The sequence below is a fragment of the Trinickia sp. genome (assembly GCF_051954495.1).
Lineage (GTDB): Bacteria > Pseudomonadota > Gammaproteobacteria > Burkholderiales > Burkholderiaceae > Trinickia.
In genome coordinates, this window is record NZ_JBQCHR010000105.1 from 23519 (window position 1) to 48775 (window position 25257).

22 protein-coding genes are annotated in these 25257 nt (G+C 63.1%); 5 read left to right on the forward strand and 17 right to left on the reverse strand.

What is annotated here, in order from left to right; translation table 11 throughout:
- Position 1: 1 nt before the first annotated feature.
- From ACTHNR_RS14120 to ACTHNR_RS14180, 13 genes are all read right to left on the reverse strand, one after another.
- Positions 2 to 616, reverse strand: a complete 615-nt coding sequence (locus ACTHNR_RS14120; RefSeq protein WP_440548285.1) for a helix-turn-helix domain-containing protein — start codon at positions 614 to 616, stop codon at positions 2 to 4.
- Positions 613 to 3777 carry a multidrug efflux RND transporter permease subunit gene (locus ACTHNR_RS14125; protein WP_440548286.1) on the reverse strand — a complete coding sequence of 1055 codons (3165 nt, stop codon included), beginning with the start codon at positions 3775 to 3777 and terminating at the stop codon, positions 613 to 615. The genes ACTHNR_RS14120 and ACTHNR_RS14125 overlap by 4 nt, the downstream gene beginning before the upstream one ends.
- 92 nt (positions 3778 to 3869) lie before the next feature.
- A complete protein-coding gene (locus ACTHNR_RS14130; RefSeq protein ID WP_440548287.1) occupies positions 3870 to 5471 on the reverse strand; it encodes an ABC transporter ATP-binding protein in 1602 nt (533 codons plus the stop codon).
- A complete protein-coding gene (locus ACTHNR_RS14135; protein WP_440548288.1) occupies positions 5471 to 6580 on the reverse strand; it encodes an ABC transporter permease in 1110 nt (369 codons plus the stop codon). Before ACTHNR_RS14135 ends, ACTHNR_RS14130 begins: the two co-directional genes overlap by 1 nt.
- Positions 6534 to 7592, reverse strand: a complete 1059-nt coding sequence (locus tag ACTHNR_RS14140; RefSeq protein WP_440548289.1) for a microcin C ABC transporter permease YejB — start codon at positions 7590 to 7592, stop codon at positions 6534 to 6536. The genes ACTHNR_RS14135 and ACTHNR_RS14140 overlap by 47 nt, the downstream gene beginning before the upstream one ends.
- Before the next feature lie 24 nt (positions 7593 to 7616).
- A complete protein-coding gene (locus tag ACTHNR_RS14145) occupies positions 7617 to 9488 on the reverse strand; it encodes an extracellular solute-binding protein (RefSeq protein WP_440548290.1) in 1872 nt (623 codons plus the stop codon).
- Between the two features lie 142 nt (positions 9489 to 9630).
- The gene (locus ACTHNR_RS14150; protein ID WP_440548291.1) at positions 9631 to 10836 is read right to left on the reverse strand and encodes a tetratricopeptide repeat protein; all 1206 of its coding nucleotides are present in this window, start codon (positions 10834 to 10836) and stop codon (positions 9631 to 9633) included.
- A gap of 10 nt (positions 10837 to 10846) precedes the next feature.
- The gene (locus tag ACTHNR_RS14155; RefSeq protein WP_440548292.1) at positions 10847 to 11278 is read right to left on the reverse strand and encodes an ExbD/TolR family protein; all 432 of its coding nucleotides are present in this window, start codon (positions 11276 to 11278) and stop codon (positions 10847 to 10849) included.
- A 9-nt stretch (positions 11279 to 11287) separates the two neighbouring features.
- Positions 11288 to 11713, reverse strand: a complete 426-nt coding sequence (locus ACTHNR_RS14160) for an ExbD/TolR family protein (protein ID WP_440548293.1) — start codon at positions 11711 to 11713, stop codon at positions 11288 to 11290.
- A gap of 26 nt (positions 11714 to 11739) precedes the next feature.
- Positions 11740 to 12651 (reverse strand): MotA/TolQ/ExbB proton channel family protein, encoded by a 912-nt coding sequence (locus ACTHNR_RS14165; RefSeq protein ID WP_440548294.1) that lies wholly within the window; start codon positions 12649 to 12651, stop codon positions 11740 to 11742.
- Between the two features lie 132 nt (positions 12652 to 12783).
- A complete protein-coding gene (locus tag ACTHNR_RS14170; protein ID WP_440548295.1) occupies positions 12784 to 13479 on the reverse strand; it encodes an energy transducer TonB in 696 nt (231 codons plus the stop codon).
- Between the two features lie 219 nt (positions 13480 to 13698).
- Positions 13699 to 16443 (reverse strand): TonB-dependent receptor, encoded by a 2745-nt coding sequence (locus ACTHNR_RS14175; RefSeq protein WP_440548296.1) that lies wholly within the window; start codon positions 16441 to 16443, stop codon positions 13699 to 13701.
- A gap of 378 nt (positions 16444 to 16821) precedes the next feature.
- Positions 16822 to 17397: a helix-turn-helix domain-containing protein gene (locus tag ACTHNR_RS14180; protein WP_440548297.1), complete on the reverse strand. Its 576-nt coding sequence runs from the start codon at positions 17395 to 17397 to the stop codon at positions 16822 to 16824.
- Between the two features lie 714 nt (positions 17398 to 18111).
- Between ACTHNR_RS14180 and ACTHNR_RS14185 the strand changes: the two genes are divergently transcribed.
- Both ACTHNR_RS14185 and ACTHNR_RS14190 read left to right on the forward strand, forming a co-directional pair.
- Complete coding sequence (locus ACTHNR_RS14185; protein ID WP_440548298.1) at positions 18112 to 18861, forward strand: DNA/RNA non-specific endonuclease; 750 nt, start codon at positions 18112 to 18114, stop codon at positions 18859 to 18861.
- On the forward strand, positions 18854 to 19120 hold the full coding sequence (locus ACTHNR_RS14190) for a hypothetical protein (protein WP_440548299.1): 267 nt from the start codon (positions 18854 to 18856) through the stop codon (positions 19118 to 19120). Before ACTHNR_RS14185 ends, ACTHNR_RS14190 begins: the two co-directional genes overlap by 8 nt.
- Before the next feature lie 81 nt (positions 19121 to 19201).
- Here the strand turns inward: ACTHNR_RS14190 and ACTHNR_RS14195 are convergent, their stop codons facing one another.
- Positions 19202 to 19492, reverse strand: coding sequence for an addiction module antidote protein (locus ACTHNR_RS14195; protein WP_440548300.1), 291 nt, complete (start codon positions 19490 to 19492; stop codon positions 19202 to 19204).
- A 1-nt stretch (position 19493) separates the two neighbouring features.
- Complete coding sequence (locus ACTHNR_RS14200) at positions 19494 to 19742, reverse strand: type II toxin-antitoxin system RelE/ParE family toxin (RefSeq protein ID WP_440548334.1); 249 nt, start codon at positions 19740 to 19742, stop codon at positions 19494 to 19496.
- Between ACTHNR_RS14200 and ACTHNR_RS14205 the strand changes: the two genes are divergently transcribed.
- Positions 19644 to 19865, forward strand: a complete 222-nt coding sequence (locus ACTHNR_RS14205; RefSeq protein ID WP_440548337.1) for a hypothetical protein — start codon at positions 19644 to 19646, stop codon at positions 19863 to 19865. The two genes, ACTHNR_RS14200 and ACTHNR_RS14205, sit on opposite strands and share 99 nt — an antisense overlap.
- 256 nt (positions 19866 to 20121) lie before the next feature.
- Positions 20122 to 20661, forward strand: coding sequence for an Mpo1 family 2-hydroxy fatty acid dioxygenase (locus ACTHNR_RS14210; protein WP_440548301.1), 540 nt, complete (start codon positions 20122 to 20124; stop codon positions 20659 to 20661).
- Here ACTHNR_RS14210 and rarD read toward each other — a convergent pair.
- Together rarD and ACTHNR_RS14220 are read right to left on the reverse strand one after the other, a co-directional pair.
- On the reverse strand, positions 20649 to 21560 hold the full coding sequence (gene rarD / locus ACTHNR_RS14215) for an EamA family transporter RarD (RefSeq protein WP_440548302.1): 912 nt from the start codon (positions 21558 to 21560) through the stop codon (positions 20649 to 20651). The two genes, ACTHNR_RS14210 and rarD, sit on opposite strands and share 13 nt — an antisense overlap.
- 47 nt (positions 21561 to 21607) lie before the next feature.
- Positions 21608 to 21904 carry an acylphosphatase gene (locus tag ACTHNR_RS14220; RefSeq protein ID WP_440548303.1) on the reverse strand — a complete coding sequence of 99 codons (297 nt, stop codon included), beginning with the start codon at positions 21902 to 21904 and terminating at the stop codon, positions 21608 to 21610.
- 168 nt (positions 21905 to 22072) lie between these two features.
- Between ACTHNR_RS14220 and ACTHNR_RS14225 the strand changes: the two genes are divergently transcribed.
- On the forward strand, positions 22073 to 25222 hold the full coding sequence (locus ACTHNR_RS14225) for a sensor domain-containing protein (RefSeq protein WP_440548304.1): 3150 nt from the start codon (positions 22073 to 22075) through the stop codon (positions 25220 to 25222).
- The last annotated feature ends 35 nt before the right edge of the window (positions 25223 to 25257 follow it).

Here is a 25257-nt window from a genome sequence, read left to right on the forward strand (position 1 = left end):
GCTATAGCAAGTTCGGCGTGCCGACCCACATCAGCAGCGCCTCGCGCTCGCCCGTATTGCGCCAATGATGCGGGTCGGTCGAATCGTAGTGCGCGCAATCGCCCTCGCGGAACACGTAAGTCGCGCCCGCCAGAGTCAGCGTCACGGCGCCCGAGAGCACGTACCAGAACTGTTCACCTGCACGCGCCGTGATCTCGCCCAGCTGCTGGCCCGGGGGTATGCGCACGAGCAGCGCCTCCATGCGGCCGCCTTCGGTCACGCGCGTCAAGCGCGCGAAGCGCTTGGTCGCATCGGCAAAGCCGAAGAACGTCAACCGGTCGCCGCGGGCGACATAGCGTTCCTCGCGTGGCGCGTCGAGCAGGTATTGAATGTCCACGCCCAGCACCCGCGCGATCGCGACGAGCGTCGCCACCGAGGGCCGCGCCAGCCCACGCTCGACCTGCGAGAGAAACGGCGTGGAGATGCCCGCGCTCGCGGCCGCTTCGTCCAGCGTCAGCTGCATACGCTGACGCAGCGAGCGAATCTTCGGGCCGAGCACCGTCGAGTTCGGGCGCTCGTCCTCGAACCACACGCCACGCTCGTCGGTTTTGCGGCGCCTTCCCCTGCCGTCCTTCATGAAGGCTCCGTTTCAGGGTCGGCCACGCTTTCGCCCGCTTCCCCTTCGGCATCCGTCGCGCGCTCGGCATTCGGCGTCGAGCCCCGCTGCGTCGCACGCATGACCACATAAAACGCCACGGGCGTGAAGACGAGGCCCAGCACCGTGGCCGCGATCACGCCGCCGAATACGCCCGTGCCGATCGAATGCCGACTTTCCGCGCCGCCGCCGCTCGAGAACACGAGCGGCACGACGCCCAGCAAAAACGCCGCCGAGGTCATGACGATGGGCCTGAAACGCATCGCGCACGCCGCGACGATCGCATCGACGAGCGCCGTGCCGCGCGCTCTTGCATCGCGCGCGAACTGCACGATCAGAATCGCATTCTTTCCCGCGAGACCGATGACGGTGACGAGGCCAATCTTGAAATAGATGTCATGCGGCATGCCGCGCAGGTGCATCGCAGCCACAGCGCCGATCATGCCGAGCGGCACGACGATCAGCACCGAAAGCGGAATGGTCCAGCTCTCGTAAAGGGCGGCCAGCACCATGAAGACCGCGAGCAACGACAAGCCGATGAGCAGCGGGGTCTGGCGCGCGGCCTGGGTCTCGGCCAGCGCAGCGTCGGCCCAGTCGAACGCCGTGCCCTCCGGAAGCTGCGCGGCGAGCCTCTCCATCTCGGCCATCGCCGCGCCCGAGCTGTAGCCGTCGGCGGCCCGTCCGGTCACGTCGAGCGACGGATAGCCGTTGTAGCGCGACAGCATGATCGGCCCGCGCGACCACTTCAACGAGGCGAACGCCGAGAACGGCACCATCTTGCCGAGCGCATTGCGCACGGACAGGTTCAGCAAATCGGCATCGGTCATGCGGGCGGACGAATCGGCCGCCACCAGCACGCGCAACATGCGCCCGCTAGCTGGGTAATCGTCGACGTACGACGTGCCGAACGTGCTGGCCAGCACGGCATCGATCGCATCGAACGAGACGTCCATCGCATAGGCTTTCGAACGGTCGATTTCGAGCACGACGCGCGGCGCATCGGGCAGCGTCTCCGAATGGACGTCCGCCAGGATAGGGCTTTTCTTGGCCAGTTCGAGCAACCGTTCGCGCGCGGCATCGAACGCTTCCTTGCCCAAGCCGCCGCGATCTTCCAGATGAAACGTAAAGCCTTCCGCGTGGCCGAGCCCCGGCACCGAAGGCGGCAATTGCGCCGTGACCTGGGCATCGCGGATGTTTTCGAACGACTTATTCAACGTATCGCGCAAAGTCAGGGCGTCCATGCTTCGATGCGACCAATCCTTCAGGCCGACGAAAGCCATGCCGACGTTCTGCCCGCTGCCCGCGAAGCTCCAGCCGATGACGCTCGTCACATTGGCCACGGCGCTTTCCCGATGCAGAATGTCCTCGACCTGGCGCACGACTTCGTAGGTGCGCTGCTGCGACGCGCCAGGCGGCAATTGCACCATGACCTGAAGCTGGCCTTGATCTTCGGTCGGCAGAAAGCCGTCGGGCAACGACGCGTACATCAGCGCCCCGGCGCCGATCAACGCAATGTGAACGGCGAACACGCGCTTCCATGAACGAAGCAAGCGGGCAACGAGGCCGCGATACCCCACCGACGCACGCTCGAAGCCCGCCAGGAACCGCCCCGCCAACCCCGAACTTTCGCGATCCGCATGCCGTGGCGGCTTGAGCAAATTGGCGCACAGCGCCGGCGCGAGCGAGAGCGCCATGAACGCCGAGACGAGGATCGCCGCGATCATGGCGATCGAGAACTGCCGGTAGATGCCGCCCACGCCGCCCGTGAAAAACGCCATCGGCACGAAGACGGCGGTCAGCACGGCCGTGACGCCGACGATCGCGCCGCCGATCTGCGCCATTGCCTTGCGTGTGGCCGCTCGCGGCGAAAGCCCCTCGTCGCGCATGATCCGCTCGATGTTCTCGACCACGACGATCGCATCGTCGACGAGAATGCCGATGGCCAGGACGAGCCCGAACAGCGTAAAGACGTTGATCGACAGGCCGAATGCATACATGGCGGCGAACGCGCCCATCAGCGCGACGGGAATCACGACCGTCGGCACCAGGGTGTAGCGCAAATCGCGCAGGAACAGCCACATCACGCAGAAGACGAGGACGACCGCTTCCACGAGGGTGAGGAGCACCTCGCTGATGGCGATCTTCACGAAGTGGGCGCCGTCGTACGGGATCTCCACGGCGATGCCGGGCGGCAACGTCTTCGACAGCTCGGCGATTCGCCGGTGAATGGCGTTCGACGTTTCCAATGCGTTGCCGAGCGGCCCGAGCTGAATGCCCACGGTCGCGGCCGTCTTTCCATTCAAGCGCGACCAGAACGTATAGCTGTCACGCCCGAGCTCGACGCGCGCCACATCGCCGAGCCGCACGACGGAACCGTCCGCCCGCGCTTTGAGGACGATCGCCGCGAACTCTTGCGCGGAACGCAACTGCCCGCGCACGCTGACCGACGCCGTGATCGCCTGCCCGTCGACAGCGGGGGCATCGCCGATCGCGCCGGCCGTCACCGTCGCGTTCTGTGCGCGGATCGCCGCGCCGACATCGGCCGGCGTAAGGCCGTACTCGCGCAGCTTCATCGGATCGAGCCAGACGCGCATCGCGCGGTCGGCGTCCCATAGCTGCGCGGCGCCCACGCCCGGCGTGCGTTTGAGCTCGCGCAGCAAGAAGCGGTTCAGGTAATCGCTGAGCGCCGTCGAATCGCGCGTGCCGTCCGTCGACACGAGCGTCACCAGCATGAGAAACGTATTGGCCGCCTTGAACACCGAAATGCCCTGCTGCACCACCTGCTGCGGCAAACGCGGCTCGATTTGCTTCAAGCGGTTCTGCACGTCGACCATCGCCAAATCCGGGTTCGTGCCCGGCGCGAACGTCACGTCGATTTCGACTTCGCCCAGCGCGTCGCTGGTCGTTTCGTAGTATTGCAGACCGTCGGCGCCGTCCAGGCTCTGCTCGATCAAGCTCGCGACGTTGCGGTCGACCTCTTCCGCCGAGGCGCCCGGATACGTGGCGTCGATGATGATGCGCGGCGGCGCGAGCCGGGGATATTGAGCGACCGGTAGCATCGGCAAGGCCAGCGCGCCTGCGACGACGATCGCGAGCGCGACGATCCATGCGAAGACAGGACGGTCGATAAAGAATGACGGCACGTACGGGAACCCTCCATCGTTATCACAAGGTGCATGCCGCGCATGCTAACGCTGGAATGCCGCCGACCGACGGCGCGTGTTCCCTCCTAGGACTATCGGCATGCCGCGAGCAGCGATTGCGTGTACGGGTGCGAAGGCGAATGCAACACGTCGAGTGTCTCGCCCGCCTCCACGATGCGCCCCGACTTCATCACCACGACGCGATGCGCCATGGCGCGCATTACCGCCAAATCATGCGTAATGAACAAATAGCTGAGCCCGTACTTCTTCTGCAAGCGCGTCAGCAGCGCGAGCACTTGCTGCTGCACCGACACGTCCAGCGCACTCGTCGGCTCGTCGAGCACGAGAAGTTCGGGCTCGACGGCGAGCGCCCGCGCGATCGCGATGCGCTGGCGCTGCCCACCCGAGAATTCGTGGGGATAGCGCAAGAGCGTGTCGGCCTGCAGCCCCACCTCTTCCAGCAGTTCGACCACGCGCGCGGCCCGCGCTTTCAAGTCGAGTTGCGGCCGATGCACGCGCAGCCCCTCCCCGACGATCTGCTCGATCGTCATGCGCGGCGACAGCGAGCCGAACGGATCTTGAAACACGACCTGCATGCGCGCGCACAGCGCGGACCACTGCGCGCTGGAAGCTCGATAACTGGCGAGCGGTTTTCCGCCGATCCTGATCTCGCCGGCCGATGCACGCGTAAGCCCGAGGACCGTCGAGGCCAAGGTGGATTTGCCCGACCCCGATTCGCCGACGATACCCACCGTCTCGCCGCGCCGGAGCGCCAGGTCCACGTCCTGCACCGCGCGAAACTTCGCGCTGCCGAACAACCCCCGCAGCCCCTTCGCGCGTGTTCGATAATCGACCGCCAGCCCCTCGATTTCCAATACGTTCCCAGATTGCGCGTCGACCGGATCGACGCACCGGCGCGGCTCGCTGTCCAGCAGCCGCTTCGTGTACGGGTGTTGCGGATTCGAGAACAGCGCGTCGGTCGTATTCGCTTCGACGAGGACGCCCTTCTCCATGACGGCCACGCGCTGCGCGAAGCGGCGCACGAGATTCAGGTCGTGCGTGATCAACAGCACCGCCATGCCGCGCTCGGCAGCTTCCTGCTCCTGCAGCTCGATGAGCAAATCCACAATTTGCTGGCGCACCGTGACGTCGAGCGCGGTGGTCGGCTCGTCGGCCAACAGCAGGCGCGGACGACAAGCGAGCGCCATGGCGATCATCGCGCGCTGACGCTGACCGCCCGAAAGCTGGTGCGGGAAGCTGTCGATGCGCCGCTCTGGCTCGGGGATGCCCGTGCGGCGCAGCAGTTCGATGCCGCGCGCACGCGCGGCGTTGGGCCGGAGTCCTTCGTGCAGGCGCAGGCTTTCGGCGATTTGCTTGCCGATCGTGTAAAGCGGATTGAGCGCCGTCATCGGCTCTTGGAACACCATCGCGATATCGGCGCCGCGGATGCCGCGCATCTGCTGCTCCGTCTTCGCCAGCAGATCCTGCCCCTCGAACAGAATGCGCCCCGACACCGTCGCATGCTGCGCAAGACGCAGAATCGACAGCGCCGTCAAACTCTTCCCCGAACCCGATTCGCCGACGAGCGCGAGGCGTTCTCCGCGCGCCACCGCGAGGCTCAAATCCTTGACGCACACCTTGGCGCCGAAGCTGATCGACATATGCTCGATACCGAGCAAAGGCTGGCCTTGCATCACTTCGCCCCCCCGAATGCCGAGCCGCGATTGCGCGTATCGAGCGCGTTGCGCAGCGCGTCGCCCATGAACGTCAGCAGCAGCAACGTCACGACGAGCGCCGAGAATGCCGACACCGAAATCCACCAGGCGTCGAGGTTGTTCTTGCCTTCCTGCAGCAATTCGCCGAGGCTCGGCGTGGGCGGCGGTACGCCCAGCCCGAGAAAGTCCAAGCTCGTCAGGGACAGGATCGCGGCGCTCATCCGAAACGGCAAGAAGGTGATGACCGGCGTCAAACTGTTCGGCAACACGTGACGCCAAATGATCTGCCAGTTCGACAGTCCCATCGTGCGGGCCGCCTTCACGTAGTCGAGCGAACGGTTGCGCAGGAATTCGGCGCGCACGTAGTCGGACAGCACGAGCCAGCCGAACATCGAGAGCAGAACGAACAGCAGCCACAGCGTCGGCTCGAAGATCGAGGCGAAGATGATCAGCAGATAAAGGTCCGGCATCGAACTCCAGATTTCGATGAGCCGCTGCCCGATCAGATCCGTGCGGCCCCCGTAAAAGCCCTGCAGCGCGCCGGTCAGCACCCCGAAAAACACGCCCGACACGGTCAGCGCCAGCGCCATCAGCACCGAGACGCGAAAGCCGTAGAGCAGCCTGGACAGCACGTCGCGGCCGAACTGATCGGTGCCGAGCCAATTCGCCGAAGATGGCGGCGCCGGAAACGGCCGCACCGCGAAGTAATCGATCGTGTCGTAGTAGTTGTGATTCGGCGGATAGATCGCGAAGTTGCCGTTCGATTCGATGCGCGAGCGGATGTACGGATCGAGGTAGTTCGTCTTCGCGGGAAAATCCCCGCCGAACTGCGTCTCGGGATACACCTTCACGATCGGAAAGTAGTAATGCCCTTCGTAGCGCACGAGAAGCGGCTTATCGTTGCACAGCACCTCGCCGAGCATGCTGAGCACGAACAGAGCGACGAAAATCAGCAAGCTCCAATAGCCGAGCCGCTGCCCCTTGAAGCGCAGCCACGTGCGCCGCCAAGGCGAAGGCGACGCCACCGGCGTGCCGGCCGCCTCAGCGGTCCATGCGGTCGAATTGGATACGGGGGTCGACGAGGACATAGCAAACGTCTGCGATGAGTTTGGTTACGAGGCCGATCAAGGTGAATAGAAACAGCGAGCCGAGCACCACCGGGTAGTCGCGGCGAATCACCGAGTCGTAGGAAAGCTGGCCCATGCCGTCGAGCGAAAACAGCGTCTCGATCAGCAAGTTGCCGTTCAGGAAAGCGCCGACGAACGCCGCGGGCAACCCCGTGAGCAGCGGAATCGCAGCGTTGCGCAGAACGTGCTTCCACAGCACGTCGCGCTCGGGCGCTCCTTTGGCCCGCGCCGTGAGCACATATTGCCGCCCGATTTCATCGAGGAACGTGTTTTTCGTGAGAATCGTGACGATGGCGAAATTGCCGACGACCGATGCCGTGACCGGCAGCACCATATGCCAGAGATAATCGAGCGCCTTTCCGATCGTCGTCAAATCGTCGAAGTTATCCGAAGTCAACCCGCGCATCGGAAACACCTGCCAAAACGTGCCACCGCCGAACAGCATCAGAAGCAGCACGCCCAGCACGAAGCCAGGGATCGCATAGCCTGTCAGCACGAGCACGCTCGTGACCGCATCGAAGCGCGAACCGTTGCGCACGGCCTTGGCAATGCCGAGCGGCACCGAAATCGCATAGGTCAGCACGATCGTCCACAAGCCCAGCGAGATCGACACGGGCAGCTTGTTGCGAATGACGCGCCACACGCTCGCATGCTGGAAATACGATTGGCCGAGGTCGAACGTCGCGTAGCTCTTGAGCATCATGAAGTAGCGCGCGAGCGGCGGCTTGTCGAACCCGAACTGCTTCTTGATCTGTTCGATCTGCTGTGGGTCGACGCCTTGGCTCGCGTGGTAGCCGCCGCCACCGCCTCCGCCGCCGTCGCCCCCGTGATTGGCCGCGCCATGGCGCAATTGCGTCACCATCTGCTCGACGGGACCGCCGGGCACGAACTGCGTGACGACGAACGTCAGCGTAACGACGCCGATCAGTGTCGGAATCATCAAGAGCAGACGTCGAAGAATATAGGCAAGCATGAAAGTCCTCGGCCTCTCGAAGTCTCAATGCGCCGAAGCAAGCGCAGCGGCGGGGGAAGCCGGCGCCCTGGCGCCGCTTGCGGTGGTGGCGCGCTTGCTCGCCGGAAACCAATAATCGATGATCCAATCCTCCGACTGATACGAATCCGGCACGACGCGCGGGTGCCCGATGGTCGTCTTGTAGGCGATGCGCACGTTGCGTTCGTAGTACTGCGGCACGACGTAGTACTCGTTGATGAGCACACGGTCGAGCGCACGCGTCGCCGCTTCGAGATCGTCGAGCTTCGTCGCCGAAATCGCGGCCCGTACGAGCGCGTCGACAGCCTTGGAACGAATGCCGGAGTAATTCTCCGAACCGACTTCCGACGCGGCCTTGCTGCTGAAACGACGCTCCAGCTCGATCCCCGGAATCGTCACGGGCGGATAGATGTACGTGGTCATGTCGAACTGGAAGCTGTCGATCCGCTTCTGATAGAGCGCGCTGTCGATCTCGCGCATGTGCGCGTCGATACCGAGCGTCTGAAGTGCTTGCATGTACGGAATCAACAGGCGGTCGAAGCCGGGCTCGTCGTCCATGATCTCGATCCGCATCGGCTCGCCCGCCTCGTTGCGCAATGCGCCGTCGCGGTAGTGCCATCCGGCCTCGCCCAGCAGTTCTCGCGCTTGCCGCAGATTGGCGCGCAACGAGCCCGGCGGTTTCGTGCTCGGCTGCTGCACCATCGGCCCGAATACCTCCGGCGGCAGTGTCGCGCGGAACGGTTCGAGCAGCTTGAGCTCCTTCTCTCCCGGCATGCCGGTCGCGCCGAACGGGCTTGCATCCCAGAAGCTGTTCAGGCGCGTGTATTGGCCATAGAACATCATCCGGTTCATCCAGTCGTAATCGAAGGCCAGCGCCAACGCGTGCCGCACGCGCCGATCCTGAAACTCGGGCTTGCGCGTGTTGATCATGAAGCCTTGCATCTGCGCGGGACCATCGGGAAACGTCTCTTTCTTGAGCAAGCCGGAATCGAAGTTCTTGCCGACGTACTTGCGGGCCCATTGCGTGGCGCTGTACTCGCGATCGACGTCGTCGTTGCCGGCCTTGAACGCTTCGAGCTTCGTGTACTGATCGAGGTACAGCTTGAAGACGATGCGGTCGAAATGAAACATGCCGCGCCGGGACGGCAGATTCGCCGCCCAATAGTTCGGATCGCGCCGGTAGACGATTTCCTTGTCGTTCTTGCGCGCCTCGACCAAGTACGGGCCGCTTGCGATAGGCGGCTCGATCGAAATTTGGTCGAACGGCAGCCGCTTGCCGTCCGGCTGCATGCCCCACTTCGGCGAAAACACCGGGATGTCGCCCGCGATCAGCGGCGCGGCGCGCGAATCGTCGATGAAATCGAAGCGCACCGTCGAGCGATCGAGCACCGTTGCGCGCTTGATCTCGGAAAACTGCGAGGAGATCATCGGCGAGGCCTGCCGGCTCTTGAGCGTATCGAGCGAATACTTGACGTCGGCCGCGGTGATCGGGTCGCCGTTCGAAAAGCGCGCCCTCGGGTCGATATGAAACGTGGCCGACATGCCGTCCGGCGCCACCTCGACATTGTCCGCGACGAGCGGATACTCCGAAGCCAGCTCGTCCCAGCTGCGCTGCATCAACGTGTCGAACATCAGGTTGCGCACGTCGGGCGCGAAGAGCCCCCGTACGATGAACGGATTGAGCGAGTCGTAGCTTTGCGACTGATCGTACTTCTGGAAATTGAGCGTGCCGGTATTCGGCGCATCGACATCCGCATAATCGAAGTGCGTGAAATTCGGCGGATATTTAGGATCGCCGAACTGCGCGATCGCGCTCTTCGCCTGCGCGCCGACCGCGCACGCCAAACCCAACGCCATCGCGAAGGCCAGGCGAAACATGGAAGATCTCATTGATTCAGTGCGTGTGTGGACGCACGCCGGCGCGTACCGGCGCGTAATTCATCGGAGCGGTAAGGGGCGAACCGATAATGAGCCGTCGCGGGGTTTGCAGCGCCCCGCGACGGCCGCCCCTAGCGCCGCCTCACTTCGACGCTACCAGCAACCAGAGCCGGGCCAAATCGCTCGACCCGTCCGTGCCCTTCACCGCGCGAAACGCCTGAACGGCGCGCGCCTTTTGTCCGGCCACGTAATACGCGACGCCCAAATGCAATTGCGCCTGGTCGGGATGCTGAAGTCCCCCCTTCGCGATGGCGGCTTCCATCATCGATAGGCCGTCTTTCGCTTGGCCGGAGAAGACACGGTTGAGCCCATCGTCGACGGGCGATAGCGGATTGGCCTTGTCCGGGCCTGCTTGCAGGCGCTTGGCGGCCAACGCCTGCAGCCGCTTTTCGCGCTCGGCCTGCGGATCGTGCCCGAGCACGCCCGATGCGAAGCCTTGGTCGATCACCTGCTTCGCTTCCGCCGTGCTGCCCGCGACGAGCGCGAGCTGCGTCATCTCCATGTAATCGTCGACACTCGTCAACGCGCCGGTGGCGCGGCGCAAACGGTAGGTGTCGATGTCGAGCCGCGACGAATACCCCGGCTTGTTGCGAATCGCCGACAGCAAATCGTCCCAGTACGACTCTTTGGGATGATAGGCGACGAGCGCCTCGAGCGCGCCGCGATACGCCGCATCGTTCTTCGTGCGTTGCGCGCAGGTGCCGAGCAACTGCAGCTGCGATTCGTCGGGCGCATGGCCCGCCTTCGTCTGCGCATCGATGCCGGGCTTGAGCAGATTGACCACGCTCGCACAATCGTTGGATAGGTAGTACGACTGCACGAGCACCATGCGCATCTGCGGATCGGCGCCGCCCGCCTTCATGTAGCGCTGCGCGGTCACGATGGCTCGCGGATAATTGCGCTCCTGAAAATAGATGCTGGCAAGCGTCGCGGTCACGCGCTGCTCGTCCTCGCCTTGCAGCTTGCCGCCGGCCAATAGCGATTCGTAAGCCTGGGAAGCCAAGGCCGTATCGCCGGCGGCCATCGCCGCGGCCCCGCGCATTTCCTCGACCATGTACGTCTCGTACGGCGTCTTGCCCGATACCGCCGCCGCCTGGGCGATTTTGGCGAGCGCCTCCTTGTACTTGTGCGCGCGATACAAGGTTTGCGCGTCGTTCAAGGGCTTGCCCACTTCAGGGGGAAGCGTATCGGCCGCATAGGTCGAGGACGGCGCGGCGGCCAGTGCGAACAGCGCGCAACCGAGCGCCGCGAGCGCGGCCTGCTTGAACCGTCGATGGATCGTTCGCATGACGCCTTCCTTATTGCATGTATTGCTCGTTGCCGATCAACCCGATTTTCGTCGCGCCCACGCGCTGCGCCGCCGCCATCACGGCCGCGACGTCCTTGTAGGGCACGAGCTTGTTCGGCCGTACGTGAATCTCGTCTTGCACGGGCTCGGCGGCCACTTGCGCAAGCTTCGATTCGAGCGCGGCCTTGTCGGGAACGGGAGCGCCGTTCCACGTCATCGTGCCGTCGAAGTCGATGTCGATCTGCACGACCTGCGGCTGCACCGCGGGCGGCGGCGGGTTGCCCACCGGCAGGTTCATCTTCACCGCGTGCATCTGAATCGGAATCGTGATGATCAGCATGATCAACAGCACGAGCATCACGTCGATCAACGGCGTGGTGTTGATGTCGACCATCACTTCCGGTTCGCCGCCGCTGCCGCCCGAGGAAACGTTCATTCCCATAATCGACTCCTAGCCTCCCCGCGCGGGCGGTTCGGTGATGAATGACACCTTGGCGATGCCGGCGCGCTCGCAGGCCGTGATGACCCGCCCGATAAATTCGTAGCGCGTGCTCTGATCGCCGCGCACGTGAATCTCGGGCTGCGGCGCCATGACCGACACCGTCTTGAGCTTCGTCAGCAGCGTCGGGCCGTCGACGTGGGCTTCGTTCCAGAAAAAGTCGCCGTCCTTGTTGACTGCGATTTCGATGCTCTTGGGCGTCGTCTGCAGCGGTTGCACCGTTTCCTTGGGCAGCTGCAGCGGCACCGTATGCGTGACGACCGGGATGGTGATCAAAAAGATGATCAACAGCACGAGCATCACGTCGACGAGCGGCGTCGTGTTGATGGCGGCGATGACTTCGTCGTTGTCGTCGTCCTGCCCCACGCTCATGGCCATGGTGGACCTCGCTTATCGGTGCGGGATTACTGAACGAGCGACGCCGCGCGGTTCGCGGCGCGCGCCGGCCGCTTGCCGCCAGCGAGCACGACCGTATGCAGTTGAGCGCCGAATGCGCGCACGCGCTCCATCACCGACTTGTTGCGGCGAACCAGGAAGTTGTAGCCGAGCACGGCCGGCACGGCCACGGCCAGGCCGATCGCCGTCATGATCAGCGCTTCGCCGACCGGGCCCGCGACTTTGTCGATCGACGCTTGGCCGGCGATGCCGATCGCCGTCAGCGCGTGATAGATCCCCCACACGGTGCCGAACAGGCCGACGAATGGCGCGGTGGAGCCGACCGTCGCCAGGAAAGCCAAACCGTCTTGCAGTCGGTTCGAGACGTTCGTGATGGCGCGATCGACGGACGCATCGATCCACGTATTGCGATCGACCGCTTCGAGCAGCGCTTCGTCGTGATGCTCGCCGGCTTCGATCGCCGTCTCGGCGATGAAGCGGAAGGGCGACGAGTCCTCGAGCTGCTTCGCGCCTTCGGCCAGCGACGGCGCGCTCCACAGTTGCTGATCGGCGGCCTTGGCGCGGCGATTCGCGCGGAATTGCTCGAAGAACTTGGTGATCATGATGTACCAGCTCCCCATCGACATGATGACGAGCAGGATCAGCACGAAGCGCGCGACGAAATCCCCGTTCTTCCAAAGCGCGCCGAGGCCGTAGGGGTTATTGACCGTTTCGGTAGCGGCGGGCATCGGGGGCGGAGCCGGTTGATCGCCGGCGGGGGCCGCTTGCGGCGCGGCGCTCTGACTCGATGCCGCCGCCGTTGCGGCGGTGGCCGCCGCGTCGCTTGCTTGCGCGTAGGCGGCTTGCGGCAGGGCGGCACTCGCCGTGGCGACGGCGATCAACGTGGTGGCGGCCAGTGCGGCGAGGGAATGCTTCTTCATGATCTGCTCCAGTCCAGTTCAGTTCGATCGTTGAACTCGTGAAATCCGTTGTGCTGACTTCGTTCGAGTGAAGGTGTCCGCGGTCGCTCGATGCTCGACGCTCGACTTCGCGGCCCGTTGCCGGGGCTCTGCTCAGTTGAGGTTGAACGAGAACGGCACCTGCACACGAACGGCTTGACCTTGTGCGATACAGTTGAATCGCTTGACCGCTTTGAACGCGGCGTCATCGAGACTGTCGTGATCCGACGACTTCGCCACGCGCTCGTTGGTGACGTGACCTTGCGGGTCCACGGTGAATTCGATGAGCACGTCGCCCGTATCGCCGTTTTCCTGCGCATCCTTCGGATAAGCGATCGAGCCGCGAATCTGATCCGAATTCGGACACACCACGCCGACTTCCGTGTGTACGACGCTCTTGGCCGGCGCGGGTGCGGGCGGCGCGAGCACGGGCGCGGATTGCACCGGCGTCGCTTGATGCGTGATCGTCGCTTGCGGCGGCGCCTGCACCGGCACTTCGGGCGGAGGCACGAACGGCGGAGGCGGCGGCGCGAACTTCGGCGGCGGCAGTTGCACGGGCGGCAACGGCGGCGGAGGCGGCGGCTTCACCGGCTCGATGATCTTGGTTTCGATCGGATGCTGGATGACGTGCACGACCTTCGTTGCAAGGCCGTTGAGCAGCGCATAAACGAGCACGACATGCAAACCGATGACGACTGCGATGCCGCCAAAGCGGCGCGCGGGGCTTTGCTGCTTGCGCCCGAACTCCCGTGGCCGGCCCGACCACGCCAGCCCAGGCGCCGCACCGGGCGATTGTCCTTCCACTTTCATACCCACCTTCGATCCTCCGGGGCGTGAATCGACTTGTTCCGTGATGGCGGCGCTCGTCATGTAACGAACCGCGGGATGAGGCCGATCACAACGCACTCTTTGCTACGCTCTGCAAAACAAGTCCACCACCTTCGCGCGCTTGGCGTCGCCTTCGTTGCCGGCATTGCGTAGACGGCGAAGGCGGTGGACCGACCAGCTCTCTCGAGACGCTTTGTCGTTTTAGAACTTATAGGTCGCGCCGATCTGCGCGAAACGGCCGATGTACGTATAGATCGATTGGTCGTAACCGTTCAGATCCAACGTGCCTTGCGCGAACAGCGGGTCGTACGGGGGCGTGCGATTGAAGATGTTGTCGATGCCGCCGTAGATCGTCCAATGCTTGAAGCCCGTGTACGTCATCATCAAGTTGAACTGGCTGTACGAGCCGACTTTTGCCGGAGCGGGCTGCGGCAACAGGTTCTGCGCGTACGGACCCGTGAACTGCCACGTCAAAGCCGCATCGAACTTGTGATACGTCCAGTCCAGCGTGGTGTTGCCGCGCCAACGCGGGAAGCTGCCGCCGAATGGCTGCGTGAGCGTGTAGTTGTTGCCCGCGCCGTCGATCGGCGCGCGCCCCGGGAAGCCGATCTTGAACTTATCGACGTACGCCCAATCGCCCAGCAGCGTGAACGTACCGACCGACGTCGGCACCGCTTGGCGGAATGTGCCCTCGAAGCCGTTCGTGTCGAGGTAGCCCAGGTTTTCGTACGGGATGAACTTGTACAGGATGTCGCCCGTCGCCGGATCGGTGACGATTTGCGACGGCTTGCCTTGGCCGATCACGTTGTCGACGCGAATCTTGTACCAGTCGAAGCCGATGTCGGTGGTGCGCGTCGGCGACAATTGAAAGCCGATGTTGAAGTTGCGCGTGCGCTCCGGCGACAGGTTCGGGTTGCCGACCGTGATCGATGTGTAGTTCAGGCCCGTAGCCGGATCGATCTGAATCCCCATCGTCTGCGACTTGCTGTCCTCGACGAACGTCGGGGCGCGGAAGCCGCGGTTGTAGGACGTGTACATCGTCAGCGCCTGAACCGGCTGATAGCGCAACGCGAAGCGCGGCGAGAACGCGCCGCCGACATCGCTGTAGTGGTCGTAGCGTCCCGATTGGCTGAACGTCAAATTGCGAATGATGGGCACGTCGATCTGGTAGTACACGGCGCCGACGTTGCGTTGGCCCACCACTGTCTGCAGATCGGGGTTGAGCACAGCGCCGCTGGAAAACTCGGAGCCCGGCGTCAACGCGATGCTTTGGTGCGTGAATTGCGCGCCGAAGCCGAGGCCGACGTCGCCCGTCGGCAGATGGAACAGATTCGGCGTGGAAATCGTCGCGTCGATCGTGTCCAGCTTCGAGATGCCGAGATTTCCGGCGTTCTGATACAGCCCGGCGAGGTTGTTCGCCGTGGGGCCGTTCTGATAGATGTCGTTCAGCGCGGCGACGTTCAGCTGATTCGTGAACACGTTCGACACGACGCTTTGCGAATGGCTGATCGAGGTCGCCCAGTCCCAATCGCCGCGCGGCAGCGAAAACGAACCCTTGACGCCCGTGGACGCCCGCCAGTAAGTCGCATCGGTCTTTTCGGCGATCGTGTTCGGGAACGAAAAGGTCAGCGGGGTCGCCACCCCGAACGGGTTGAGCGGGTTGCTGGCCGGCACCACCGTACTGAACGGTCCGAGCTGCTGAGTCGCCGGGTTCCAGACGAGCGGCGGGTTCTGCGGGTTGCCTACCGTGTTGCCCCAGATGCCGTCATTCGTCGTGGTTTGGTTGCGGCTCACGAGGAAGTCCGCGAATGCCGTCGTCTTGTCGTCGATCTTGAAGTCGGCGTGAATCTTGGCGTTCAGGCGTTGCGTCTGCGGCAGAATCGACATCCCGCCCGCGGTGTTGATGCCGCACAGCGTACCCGCCATGCCGGGCGTGAGCGAGTTCGTCGCCGCGGGTTGAACCGAGCCGCCGAATGCGCACGAACTGAATGGTTGCGCGCTGCCGTCGGGCATGTTCCAGTAAGACGGCGCGAGCACCGACAGGCCGCCCGGTTTGCCCGTCCAATCCTCGTTGCGCGTCGAATCGCGATCGGCCAGCGTGAAGCCGCTCGATTGATAGAAGCTCGCTGCCGCCGTGACGTTGAAGCGGTCGCTGTTCAGATTGCCGAAGCCGGCGAGGATGCCGAACTTCGTCGTGCCGTCGCCGTTGCCGCCGTTGATCGCGCTGCCATAGCTGCCGTCGAGTTGCACGCCATGAAAGTTGTGCTTCGTGATGATGTTGACGACGCCGCCGATGGCGTCCGAACCGTATTGCGACACGGCGCCCGTCTTGACGATTTCGATACGCTCGATGTCGTTCAACGGCAGTGTGTTCAAGTCGAAGAACGAGTCGACCGTATTCGAGAAGAACGCGAACGGTGCAACGCGCTGGCCGTCGACCAGGACGAGCGTGTACTTTTCGCTCAGCCCGCGCAGCGCCATGCCGGCCGCGCCCGCCGCGAAGTTGCCGGTTTGACCTTCGCTCCAGCTATTGGCCGAGTTCGCCGTGGTGTTGCGCAAAAAATCGGCAACCGTCGCCGCGCCGCTTTGCTGAATCTCCTTGGCCGTCACCGTTTGAACCTGATTGAAACCGACTTTGTCGGAGCTTCGGATCAGCGAGCCCGTGACTTCGAAGCGTTGCAGCTTCTGCACATTGCCGGTCGACGCCGCCGCGGCGCCGGAAGCCGGCGCGGCAGCCGCTGCCGCTGCACTAGCCGGGGCAGCGGCAGCGGCCGCGCCCGATGCGCCCGCAGGCGCCGCCGCCGTCGAAGGCGCCGCGGTGGAGGGTGCGCCCGCGGCCGCGGGTTGACTTTGAGCGAAGGCGACGGAGGTACCCAATGCAGCCGTCAACGCCATCTCAGCCCAAACGATCTTTCGTATGGCCGATCCTAAAGCCGTCAGTTTCATTTTTCCCCTTCTCTCGTCAGTAACGCCAAGTCGTTTTATCGCGAAGGCCTGGCTCACCTTCAGCGCTTGCGGCACCCCTACACCGCCCCTTTGACTGCACCGTTCTTTCACTGCGCGACAACATCCTTGACCGCCACCGCGTGCCAATTCTTTGGGCCAAAAGGGTGCGGTTATCCAGCTAGTTAGGACTCCTAACTCATTGATATTGCATAAAGCGCGCTTGCCGATCGACGGCGTGCAAGCGTGCGACCTCGGTCGCAATCAGGGCGACGAGATTCGCTCGGATCGATGGTCATTCGCTCAATATTTAGGAATTCTTTAGGATTCCTAACTGTCATGCAAAGACCGTCACCCGCAAGGAAAACGAACAGCGGTTAATCAAAACAATCTTGGCGTTCCGACCCAAACGAGCACGGTCTCGTCGCCGGCGGTATTGGCCCATCCGTGGGGAACGGTCGACTCGTAATGCGCGCTGTCCCCCGCGTGCAATACGAAAGTCGCGCCCTCGAGGCTGAGTGTTATTTCACCGCGCAGCACGTAGAGAAACTCTTCTCCCGCATGCGTCGTCACTTCCGACGGCGGCTTCCCCGCGGGCAACCGGACGAGAATGGCGTCGAGTTGCCTGTCCCCCGAGACGTTCGTGAGCCGGGCGAAAAGGTTGGCCGAATCGGCAAAGCTAAAGAACTGCAATTCGTCCGCGCGCCTAACGGATCTAGCTTCCGTCGGCGTGTCGACGAAGTATTGCACCGTCACTCCAAGCGCTCTCGCAATGCCCGCCAACGACGTAATGGACGGGGTTGCCAGCCCTCGCTCGACCTGCGAAAGGAACGGCTTCGAGATGCCCGCCGCCGTGGCCGTTTCGTCAAGTGTGCGTTGGAGCCTTTTACGAAGCGCCCTGATTTTGCTGCCCAGCACAAGAGCAGCGCATGTCTTATCTTCAGTGTGCGGAACCATAGCAGGACAGAAACGGGTCGTCAAAAATTGTTTGATAGAAGCAAATTACGTTTACTGGCGCCTCATGCTTTTCTCTTTGCACCGCTTCAGTGCCCATCGCACACCCTGCTCGCGGCAGCGGCATATCACGCGACTCGTCCAAGCGCGCGAGCGAAAGGCAGGTGCAACCTCGGGATCGACCGGCCGATGCGGGGGGCATAGCCCAACGGATAAGGCTTATCGAGCAAATCGAATTGACTCGCCAAGCGCCTATACCACTCGGTATGGGCATGGAGTTGCAACCGAATTTATATAATTGCAACCCGCACCAATGCCATGCGGTCTTTTAACCGTCATCACGATAGCAGGATGACATTCACAATCGGAGCGACGACATTTAGAGTCCTTCATCTAACTTTGTTAACCCAGATATTTCAATTACCTTTCTTATCTCTTTCGCATTCAATTCCATAGTTCATCTGCCGTCAGGTCATCGACAACCTCGTGCGTTCGTCTAATATGCTGCTCCGCACCATTCACGTTCGATAACCCTATGCCGATGGCGCATCTGCCTTCAGTTCGCGAACGGCAGCAATCGAGCAAGCCGAATACTTCATATTGATAGGAGTCCTAACAATTTTCTCGGCTGGCGAAGAAATCGATTCGCCATCGGCCCCGACATCGCTATACTTTGCGTCCCTTTTCCTCCACTCCTTTCCGCAACGACTCCCCTCGATGAAGAAGCTGTTCGCCGCTTTATGGATCGCCGCCAGTGCACATGTGGTCGCCGCACCGGCGTGCTCGCAGTTCGTGCCGAACGCGCAGTTTCCCGTGCTTGCCAACGCGAAGTTGGCCGCCAAGACCCGCATGCTTTGCTATTCCGATTTCGCCGTGTTGCATTCCGGCGTGACGCACGGGCCGCTGTGGTCGGCCGAACATCTGACGCGTGCGCATCTGAACGATGCGAAGGAACAGGTGCGCACGAACAAGTTCTTCGAAGACCCGACGTTGCCGCCAGGCGAAGGGGCGACGCTGGCCGACTACAAACGCAGCGGTTTCGATCGCGGCCATATGAGCCCCGCGGGAGATCGCTGGAACGACGAGGCGATGGCGCAGTCGTTTACGCTCGCCAACATCGTGCCTCAGGACCGCGAAAACAATCAGCACCTGTGGGCGCACATCGAATCGGCTGTGCGCAAGATCGCGATGCGCTACGGCGATGCTTACGTCGTGACCGGCCCGCTATTCGCCGGGCAAACGCTTCGCACGATCGGTCCCACACGCGTATTCGTACCGACGCAGCTGTTCAAAGTCGTGTATGTGCCCGCGGCGAACGAGGCGTTCGCGGTCGTCGTCGATAACGTCGCGACGAACCGTTACGATGTGAAGACCGTGCACGAGTTGGAAACGATGAGCGGCATCCGGTTCACCGGTATTCCGGAGGCGCTCAAGGATCAACGAATCGGAGGGCTCAAAGGTGTCTGACTTTCATGCGTTCGCGAACGACGAGGACGTGCTCAATATCGAAGGCGATGCGCTGACGGTATCGAACGGCACGACGAATATCGAGGTGGCCGGAACGCTGCGGATCGGCAAGGACAAACGCGGGGTGAAGGCGGCGCGCGCGTTGAAGCAGGCGGTAGATGATATCGTCGCCGCGCTCGAGCGCGAAAAGGCGCTGCCCGATGAATCGAAGGACGAACCGCCGGCGCCCACGGGCAATGTCCAGAACCCGTTCGTGTAAACGACGGTGCGCGCTACGCGAAGGCGCGATGGGGCATTCGCCCACTCGCGCCAGACGGATGTACATACCGGTGTTGCACATTCATGCGTGCGCGACCTTCGTCGTCAATTCGAGACCCAACGCATTCATGACCGCTAGGATGGTTTTGAGCGTCGGGTTGCCTCGCTCACTGAACGTGCGATAGAGCTGCTCGCGCGAAAGCCCAGTGAGCCCGGCGATCTGCGCCATTCCTTTGGCTCGCGCCACCACGCCGAGCGCATGCGCGATGTAGCCGGCATCGTTTGTCTCGAAAGCCTCGGCGACGAAAACCGCGATTGCTTCCTCGCTGCTCAAATCCTCAGCGGGGTCATAGGTCGTAAGCTTTTCTGCCATTTCACTCTCCCAACTCATTTGCCAGGCGCTGCGCCGCCTCGATGTCCATCGCCTGCTCACCCTTCGTTCCACCGCACAGCAACACGACGATCGAGTCGCCCCGGCGCTGGAAATAGATTCGGTACCCCGGACCGTAGTGGATACGTAGCTCGTGAACGCCTTGTCCGACGCACCGGGCGTCCCCAACATGACCGAACGCCAGACGGTCCAGCCGCGAAGCAATCAGCCCTCTAGCACGCTCGTCCTTCAATCGGGCACGCCACTTTCGAAACGTCTCGGTTTGCCGCAAGGTTATCGTCACAAAGAACATTGTATTTTAAAAACTACCATCGAACAAGAGGTTTATGGCAGCGAGCAACAAGCGGCGTGCTGAGCACCGAAGCCGCATTGGCTCGCCCTGAACCGCCTATGCTGGCGCGACGCGACGGTGCGTCGACAAGGTTGGTGGAAAATAGGAACAAGTAACGGCGCCGCTAGCCGATCGGTCTAACTCTTGGCCCCAGCGAGGGGAAGCCTTCCCCTCCGCTTTTATGCGAATCCCACATTCAATCGCTTGAGGATCCGCGCGGCTCGTGAGAAGGTTCGATCGTTCTAGACGGCTTGCATCGGGAAGGACCGACCTACGTAAGATGAAGACGCTCACCGACCAACTCGCGCAATACGCTTCCTATCATCGCGACAAGCGCAACATCGCCACGCACTTCGTCGGCATTCCGATGATCGTCCTCGCCTTGGCGATATGGCTGAGCCGGCCGCAATGGCCGATCGCGGCGTGGCCGCTCGGCGCGTCGCCCGCACTCGTTCTTTTCGGCTGCGCCACGCTCTACTACATCGTGCTCGATAGAGCGCTCGGCCTCGCCATGGCGGTCGTATCGGCCGCGTGCCTCGTCATAGGGGCACAGCTTGCCCTGGCGTCAACGGCCGTCTGGGCCGGCAGCGGCGCCGCGCTGTTCATCGTAGGGTGGGTATTTCAGTTCGTCGGGCATGCCGCCTTCGAACACCGCAAGCCGGCATTCGTCGACGACGTGATCGGTCTCGTCATCGGGCCGCTTTTCGTTCTGGCGGAAATCCTGTTCGGCTTCGGCTGGCGCAGCAGCCTGCGCGACTCGATCGAACGCAAAGCGAGTGCGCTGCGTGACGCGCAACACGAGCGGCATCAGCCGATCTGACGCACGCCTTCCCTCGTGCGCAGCAGCAGCACGCTATGCACCGCGGTGAGGGCCACGGCTATCCAAATCGGTACGTAAGTGCCGATTTGCTCGACCGACAACGATTCGCCGAGCAGCGTCACCGAGAACAGCACCAGCAGCACCGGTTCGACATAACCGAGGATGCCGAACAATGCCATCGGCAATAGCCGGCTCGCCTTCAAATAACTCGCGAGCGCCACGGTGCTCAATGCGCCGAGCCCGGGCAGCAGCAATGCGCCCAACATCGGATCGTGCAGCGCGGCCTGCGCCTTCGCGCTCAATGCAATGATCGGCACCGTGACGGGCAGCAAAAGGAATATTTCCAACGCGAACGTGGCCAGAGAATCGCCGCCGAGCCTGCGGCGCAGCACGAAATACGGCGGATATCCGAGGGCCACGACGAGCGTCGGCCAAGAAAACGCGTGCGTCACCCACAATTCGTGCGCCACGCCCAGCGCGGCGAATGCGACGGCGAGCCACTGCAAGGGAACGAGCGGCTCTCGATAATAAAAGCGCCCGACGAGCACCATCGATAGCGGCAGCAGAAAATACCCAAGCGACACTTCGAGCATGCGCCCGTGCAACGGCGCCCACATGAAGAGCCAAAGCTGCGTGCCGAGCAGCACGCTTGCAAGCAGCAGCATGAGCGCCCGAAGCGGTTCGCGCAGCGCAGCGCCTGCGAGTTGCCTCAATTGCGCGGTGCGTCCTCGCAGTACGACGAGCAGCGTCGCGCCGGGCGCCGTCCAAACGATGCGCCAGGCAAAGATGTCGAGGCCGTCGAGCGGACGCAGCATACGGGTATACACGGACAACAGCGCGAAGAGTGTCGTGGCCGCGACCGCTAGCGCGATGCCACGCCCCGTTTCCTGTCGATTCATGACCTATGCGGCGCGCCGCCGAAAGCGTCGCTCGAGCTCATCGATACTCAATGTTGTTCGAAGCGAGCGAATCGCTTGTCGACTTGGCGCTCCTCGCTCACGACATCGGTGACGCGCGCGGAAGGCGGCCCGCGCCGCATCCATTCGAGCATGCGATCGATTTGGTTCGCGCTTCCCTGCAGCATCGCTTCGACGGAGCCGTCCGAAACGTTCGCCACCCAGCCTGTGATCCCAAGGGCGTGCGCTTGTCTAAGGGTCGCATGCCTAAATCCGACGCCTTGGACGACGCCGCGCACTCGCACGTAATACGTTTCCATCTTTTTGTCCAAATCCGGACCGTCCATCGCTGCCTCTAATGCTTTTACGCCAATCCCCGCATTGTAGACGCCAACGTCAAAATGCTTTTTTTAAGGCATCCCTTGCATCCGGCGCTAAAGAAAATGCTCGAGCCGGTCGTTATATGCATTGATTGCGTATGCGCGACAGCTCATTTGGCAAGGGGAGAGGAAACGGTGGCGCTACAGGATCACGCGGCACGGCTGCGCAGCCGCTTGCTGGGAAGCTGGTTCGACAAGCACAGCACCGCCATTCTGAGCGTCGCCGTCTGCGCGATCGCGGTCGGCATCGTCGCGTTCGGCGCGAGCCAGATTTTCGCGGCGCGCGAGCTCGACGACGCGCAGCTCACGCGGGCGTTACAGATTCGTGACAACGTCGAGCAGCTCGAAGCGCTTTATGCGGACGCCGACGCGGACTTTCTTCGCTTGGTTGCCGACCCTGCATCGGATACGGCCCCCTGGCCCGTGCCACGGGTCGAACGCGCGGAGCGGGCGCTCGATGCCCTCTCGAAGACGTTCGACGCGTCATCGAAGCAGGCCGCCCGCATCGACGCGCTTCGTCGCGCCACGCACGAATGGCAGCTCGGCATCGCACAGGCGTCGGTCGGCGCGCGCTCCGACGGGCAAGCCGTTCTTTTGCCGCGCGACGCACTGCTTGCGATAGAGGAAAGCCGGCACCGCGTCGCCATCGGTCTGCGCGCGCTAGACGCCGAGCAGCAAATGTTCACCGGCGCGCGTTCGACCAAGCTGGCGCGCCGCTATGCGTCGGAGCGGGTCGCATTTGCCGCCGCCGTGGCGGCGGCCTTCGTCTTTCTCGTCTACGGTTTTCTCGCCAATCATCGCATCGGGCTCGAACGCGCGCGCGCGCGGATCTCGGCGGAAGAAGGCGAAGCGCGCTTTCGCGAATACTTCCAAGAGCATCCGCTCCCGATGCTCATCTACGACGTCGAAACGCTCACGATCGCGGCGCTCAACGGCGCGGCGGTACGCCAATACGGTTACTCGGCCGATGAACTCACGGGGATGCCGATCTCGGCGCTGCGACCGCCCGAGGACGGCGCCGCATTCCTCGCGAGGTTCCTCGAACTCGCGTCGACGAAGGGTGCAACGGCAGGCTCGACCCAGTTCCGCACGCACGTGCGCAAGGACGGCTCGCGCTTGTTCGTGGAGCCGTCTTATCACTTCCTGACCTACGCCAATCGCCGCGCCTGTTTCGTCGTCGCCATCGATGTCACCGAAAAGGAGAACGCGAAGGAGGCGCTGCGGCAATCGAAGGGAATGCTCGAGGCCGTCATCGACAGCGTGCCGCAGCGGATCTTCTGGAAGGACACCGAATCGCGCTACCTCGGCTGCAATCGCGCGTTCGCGCACGATGTCGGCCTGGCCGACGCGTCGCAAATCGTCGGGCTCACCGACTACGATCTGCCATGGCGGGCGGCGGCCCCCAATGCACGGGCGCGTGACCGGGCGGTCATCCAAAGCGGCGAACCGATGAGCAACTACGAGGAGTTCGCCCCCTCCGCCGGTGGCGCATGGCGATGGCTGCGCAAGACGAAGGTGCCGCTGCGCGATACGCAGGGCGAAGTCATGGGTCTGCTCGCGACCTACGAAGACGTCACCGAGCGCAAAAGCGTCGATCTCGCCCTTCGATTGCGCAGCCGCGCGCTCGACGCCATCGTCAACGCCGTGCTGATCACGCGCGTAACCGAAGACGGCAACCTCATCGAATACACGAACCCCGCGTTCGAACGGATCACGGGCTACGCGGTGGCCGACGTCAAAGGGTTGGACTTTCGCTTCCTGCAAGGCGAGGATCGCCAGCAAGAAGGCATCGAATCGATCCGGCGGGCGCTGGCCGAGGAACGTGAAGTCGCCACGCTCTTGCGCAACTATCGACGCGACGGCTCGCTATTTTGGAATCAGATCTATATCGCACCGGTACGCGACGACAACGGCCTCGTCACGCATCACATCAGCGTCGTGAACGATGTGACCGAGCTGGTCCAATCGCGCGATTTGCTGAGCCAGCAAGCGAACTTCGATACGCTCACCGCGCTGCCGAATCGCCATCGGCTCAATGAACGTCTGGCGCAGGTCATCGGCGATGCACAGCGCGACAGCACGCGCGTCGCGGTCGCCTTCATGGACATCGATCACTTCAAGGATGTCAACGACAGCCTCGGCCACGGCATCGGCGACCGCCTGCTGCAGGAGATCAGCGCCCGTTTGTCGGCATGCGTGGGCGAGGCCGACATCGTCGCGCGCTATGGCGGCGATGAATTCGTCGTCGTGGTGTGCGAGGGCGCGCAAGAAGACCGGCTGACCGAAGTACTTGCGCGGGTCTCGCAAGCCTTCGCGCGTCCCGTCTGGATCGACGATACGGAGTTCTACGTCGAGACCAGCATCGGCGTGGCCTGCTTCCCGAGCGACGGCGACGACCCGGAAACGCTGCTGCGCCGCGCCGATCTGGCCATGTACCGCGCCAAATCGAATGGACGCAACGGCCTGCAGAGATTCACGCCGGAACTCGGCCGGCGCGCGGACGAGCGACTCGCGCTGTCGCGCCGCATGCGGGCCGCCTTGGCGAACGGGGAATTCAGGCTCGAATATCAGCCCCAGGTCGATCTGCAAACCAATCGCGTGACCGGCGTCGAGGCCCTACTGCGATGGACCGACAAAACGCTCGGCCCCGTCAGCCCCGCGACGTTCATTCCGATCGCGGAGGAAAACGGGCTCATCGTTCCGATCGGCGAATGGGTCATGCAGCAGGCATGCTTCCAAGCGCAGGTTTGGCAAGAGACGCTGCCCGGGTTGCGCATGTCGGTCAATCTGTCGCCGCGGCAATTCGCGCGCGGCGACATCCTGCGCGTCGTGCAGCGCGCGCTTACACGGGCGCGCTTGTCGCCGCGCCTACTGGAACTCGAAATCACCGAAGGCGCGCTGATGTCGCTCGGCGCGCTAGACGTGCTGCGCGCATTGCGCGCCATGGATATCGATCTGGCGATCGACGATTTCGGCACCGGCTATTCGAGCCTGTCCTACATCCGCAACTTCCATGCGGATCGGCTCAAGCTCGACATGTCGTTCGTCTCGGGCATCGGCCGCCATCGAGAAGACGAGGTCATCACGAGGGCAATTCTCTCGCTCGGCCGAGCGCTCGGTTTCAAGGTCGTCGCCGAAGGCGTCGAAACCGACACGCAGCTCGCATTTCTGCGCCGGCACGGCTGCGGCGTCGTGCAAGGCTACCGCTTCGCGCGGGCAATGCCCGCCGCCGATGCGCACGCATTCATCAGGCATTTCAACGAAGGCGCGATCGCTTATACGTGAGCGGCGAGCACACCAAGTACAATTTCGCCGCATCA